Below are 4,369 nucleotides of genomic sequence, written 5' to 3'. Positions count from 1 at the left end.
GTTCCCTCCTGTGGATGGACACATGCCTGCGCATATGTAAGTTCTGGTCAAGTCTATCTAACAAGCAGTTGGCAATCTGTTCACAATTGCTCACATTCGAATATTTCATGCAGGGAACGGCTTCGTGGTTGCCTTGCTCATAATGAACGACGTTTCGGTGAATTCGACGTCCACTTACTTTGGCGCACTCGGCTGAAATGCGACGTCCGTGACCTTGTTTTCCTGGTCCACTAAGAGTACGGCGGCATCGCCTTTGGACAGCGTCGCCAGCCTCGGCTGAACGAGCGAACGTACCTTGTACGAGTGCTTTTTGCCGTCCTCGGTCCGAATGACAATGATATTGTTCTTCAAGGGCTTCAGGATTTTTCCTGTGACCTGTTCGAGGTTGCCCTTGAGAGGAGACTTCTGCTGCCCGAGGTCCGCCGCCCGATGCACTGACTCCACGCTCCCCATCGTCACGTCGACGATCTTATCCAATTCGTCGATGAGAAAAATGACGTCTGCTCCGACGGGAATCGATGCGACCTTACTTTTTGCAACCGGCCGGATGAGGTGCGTCTCTTCTTTCCCCTCAGTGGTACGAATCACCGCCTTATCGTGTCCGGTCGGCATCGGTTCGGCGAGCCGTCCGTGAACCACACGATGGTGACTGGCCTCACCGGCTTTATGCACATCGACCAGCAGATTCTGATCGTTGACGGTGATCTCGATCAGATCTCCTACTTTCAGTTCCGGCAATCCCTTATCCTTGCGCACGTTCATGGGGATATATCGAGGCTGCCCCTCGCCGATATTGATTTTGGCCTGGTCGCTTCTGATTTCCTCTACCGTGCCGAGAAGCACGCGGTTCTCGGAAAGCAGCTGAGGGTCAGTCCCCTGCACTTCGGCAGCATGAGCAACGGGTCCCGTTGCGATGAGCCAGATGGTGAGGACTGCCAGCAGCCAGAGAGTATGTGGTGTCATGAGTTCTCCTTTCGATTTCGCTAACGTGAATGTTCAGTGTTCCACTGCACCACCGGGAAGCATCACAATGGGATCGAGACTATGGCCACGTCTCTCTCCCGATAAGGCAAGAAGCCGCTAGGGCTCTGAGTCGGATTACGATGCTGATGTTATGCCTTTCGAGCTGGAGGCGTCTGATCAATAGTGCTCAGATGTGAGGAATTGACTCAGCCTGAGAGGACGGGTGAAGTCTCTGTCTGGATGGAAACGTGAAAAGTCGTGGAACCCCAACTATTGCGGCGGTGCTTGAAGAAAATCTGCGATCCGGCGTCGACTCTCTGGGCCGGTCACTAACTCCATATGTCCCACCCGCAAGCGCTGAGTGGTGACATGGAAGGCCTTCTCATAGGCCGCAGGCAGGGAGGCAGACTTCAGGGTGACCGACCCGTCTCCATCCTCGTTCACGATGTCCGGGTCGAGATCGGGAAGACGCGTCTTGAACTGATCGGTATCGAACAGGACATTGCCCCGGTCCTGTCCTGCCTCCTCCGGTATCCAGACGCCTCCCGCCAGGGTGCGCTGCCCCTCCGCCGCGAGATAGAGGACAGGAATCGGTCGATGGTTCGGCGTGGCGAGGGGAGCATGGAGCCGATCCAGGAAGCGTTGCGATCGATCCAGCCAGTAGGAGGTGTAGGTCTCGCGACGGTTGATGGTCTGGGCCGGCGCAGATCCTGTGTTCTTCATCAAGCCCCATCCCTGGCCGCGCCAATTGGCCGCTGTGCGAATTCGTCCCGCCATTGGTTGTTGCGCAGGCGCCAGCAAGACATCCGCCTCCGACAGCGGCAGCATATAGTAGGAGGCGGGAAACGACGCCATCGCCTGTTGATGCAAAATCGAGCGGTTGAGACCGATCAGCCGGCCATACTGCATGTTGCGAAAGGCCCATATGGACCCCAGGTAGGGCACACCCGCCATGACGACCTTCTCGGCTTGCCTCGCGCCCTCCCAGGTTTCAACCGCCTCGTCCGGCTCTTGATCGCCGTATCGAAGATAGTAACTGACGATCAAGCCGCCCATGCTATGGGCGACGAGGGCGATATGCGTTGTGCCTTCGGAATGGAGACGCTCGATCTCCCTGCGCAACAGCCGGACGGCATCCATGAGATCCAGCCGCCAGTCGTAATTCAAGGAAGAGACCGACAGCTGCCCTTGATGCAGCCGGCCCAGCTCATCGAGGAGAGGACGATACAACTCGAACGAATAGAGCCAGGGGATCACCCTGACTTCATCGAGGATCCCGGCCGGGCGGAGAGCCGTCCCGTCGAGCCCCAGTTCGGGCAACGGCAGCGTCAGCGATTCGTCGCCCCCGAGGGCTTGCGATGCGATGACCCAAAGGAGGTTCCCATTATCGACGCGCGCGAGCTTGGTCCCGTAATAGCCCGCCACCACGATGACGGCAGAGCGTGGCTTCAGCTTGGGGGCCATCTGAGTGGGCGCGGTCACGCAGGCTGTGAAGGCGAATATGAAGAGAGAGGCGGCAGCGGCATGCCACGTCATGGTATCTCAACCGATCAGGCTCGATGGTCGTATCCGCTCGTTATTTCTTGTGGGTCCCTCTTGACTTGTCTGTCGCGCTGTTTCCCTCTTCGGGGCGCGGCAGATTATAATATTCGTAGACCGTGACGATCCATTCCCGATTCGACATGTCGGGCCACTGATCTTTGGAGAAGCCAGGGGCATGTTTGAGGTCCTTCTTGCTCACGTCGAGGACGAGGTGTTTTTGGTCATCGCTTACGTGCATCGCCTCCCACGGTACGGCAAAATACTTGTCTCCGATCCCTAGAAACCCGCCAAATTCCAGCACGACATATTCAATGTCTCCTTCCAGCGGGTCAATGACGAGGTCTTTGATATCCCCGAGCTTCTTGCCTTCGGTATCTTGGACCTTGGCCCCGATCAGATTGCTGGCCTTCAGCACGCCGCTCTTGTCGCGCGCGGCGATGGAGGGATTGAGGGTGAAGGTGGTACAGAGAGCCACTACGGCGAACGCGACCCACAACTTTGTCGTCGTCTTCTTCCTTCTGAACAACGTTCTTCTTCCGCAGTTCCCATTCGAGGGGAATGATCGGTCATGACATTAAAGCACGCGTAGAAATGCCACCAGGTCCTGCTTCTCTGCCGCCGTCAATTGAGTCCCCAATACCAGGTTGAAGAACTCGACGGTATCCTCCAGGGTAAGCAACCGCCCATCGTGCAAGTAGGGGGACGAATCCTTGATGCCGCGTAAGGGAAAGGTTTTGATGGGGCCATCGGCGCTTGCCATGCGTCCATTGATCATCCGCGGCTTATAAAAGCGCTCCACCTTTAAATTGTGCATGGAATTGTCTGTGTAATAGGGCGCCTGGTGGCAACTCGCGCATGTCGCTTTGCCGAAGAACAGATCCTGCCCTCGCTTCTCGGCTGCCGTGGCTTTCGTGGGATTCAATTTGCCGTCGATGCCGAGTTTTGGGGCCGGGGGGAAGTCCAGGAGTTCCTGAAATTCTGCCATGAAGTGCACCTGGCTGCCCCGCTCGAGAATGTTGATGCCTTTTTTGGCCGCGATGACGGGGTCGCCGTCGAAGTAGGCCGCGCGTTGTTCGAACTCCGTGAAATCCTCCACGCTTTTCAGCGCCCGTTGCGAGCCGAACAGCCGCTGAATGTGCAGGCCGCGCAACGTCGGGGTATCAAGCCGATGGCGGAACTCCTGAGGGCGGACATCTCCAGCCAGATGGGTGCCGGCATTCGTGTGGCCGTTCGCATGACAGTCGAAGCAGGCCACGCCACGGCTGGGACGCAGGGTGCGGCGATCTTCAGTCTGGTTGAACTGTTGCTGTGGGAATGCGGTGACGAGCAGGCGAAGGCCTTCGAGTTGTTTCGGATTCAGGATCCCGTTGAAAAGTTCATAATAGTTGTCGAGGGTCACCAATTTGCCGCGGGACAGGTCACCGAGATCCGTCCTGGTCGTGAGGTAGATGGGGGCCGGAAACTCAGGCAAGAAATGGTCCGGCAGATCGAATTCCAGATCGAAGCGAGTGAGATCACGGCCCTCCTGCTTCTGCATCTCCTGGATATGGAACGTGGGAAATACCATCCCCCCTTCAGGATGGTTGGGGTGAGGAAGAGGAAAAAATCCAGCCGGAAACGCATTCTTTTCCCGGATCTCTTCGGGGCTCATGGCCTGAAGTGTTTCCCAGGTCGTCCCCTGCTGAAGTTTGACTCGTATCCCTTCCTGGACCGGCTTGCCTCGGGACATCGTGGCGTCTTTGGCCGGGCGATTCGCGAGGTCGTAGCGCTCGTTGAGCAGATCCATCTGCCGCTTCATGGTCTCAGGCTTCGCGGCGTTCATGCGCGCGATGACGGCCGCCACGTCCTCCTTGAGATCGACGGG

Annotated in this window: 4 protein-coding genes; all 4 read right to left on the bottom strand. The window is 57.4% G+C overall.

What is annotated here, in order from left to right:
- Positions 1-174 precede the first annotated feature (174 nt).
- Complete coding sequence (locus Q7U76_05615) at positions 175-963, bottom strand: hypothetical protein (GenBank protein ID MDO8355846.1); 789 nt, start codon at positions 961-963, stop codon at positions 175-177.
- A gap of 270 nt (positions 964-1,233) precedes the next feature.
- Positions 1,234-2,499: a hypothetical protein gene (locus tag Q7U76_05610; protein MDO8355845.1), complete on the bottom strand. Its 1,266-nt coding sequence runs from the start codon at positions 2,497-2,499 to the stop codon at positions 1,234-1,236.
- Between the two features lie 40 nt (positions 2,500-2,539).
- A complete protein-coding gene (locus Q7U76_05605; protein ID MDO8355844.1) occupies positions 2,540-3,031 on the bottom strand; it encodes a PRC-barrel domain-containing protein in 492 nt (163 codons plus the stop codon).
- Between the two features lie 48 nt (positions 3,032-3,079).
- Positions 3,080-4,369 (bottom strand): cytochrome B6 (locus Q7U76_05600; protein MDO8355843.1); only part of this gene is annotated, 1,290 nt, incomplete at its 5' end.

It is taken from the genome of Nitrospirota bacterium (assembly GCA_030645475.1).
Classification (GTDB): Bacteria; Nitrospirota; Nitrospiria; order Nitrospirales; family Nitrospiraceae; genus Palsa-1315.
The sequence above is the reverse complement of the archived record's forward strand: the minus strand, read 5'-3'. Positions and strand labels throughout refer to the sequence as shown.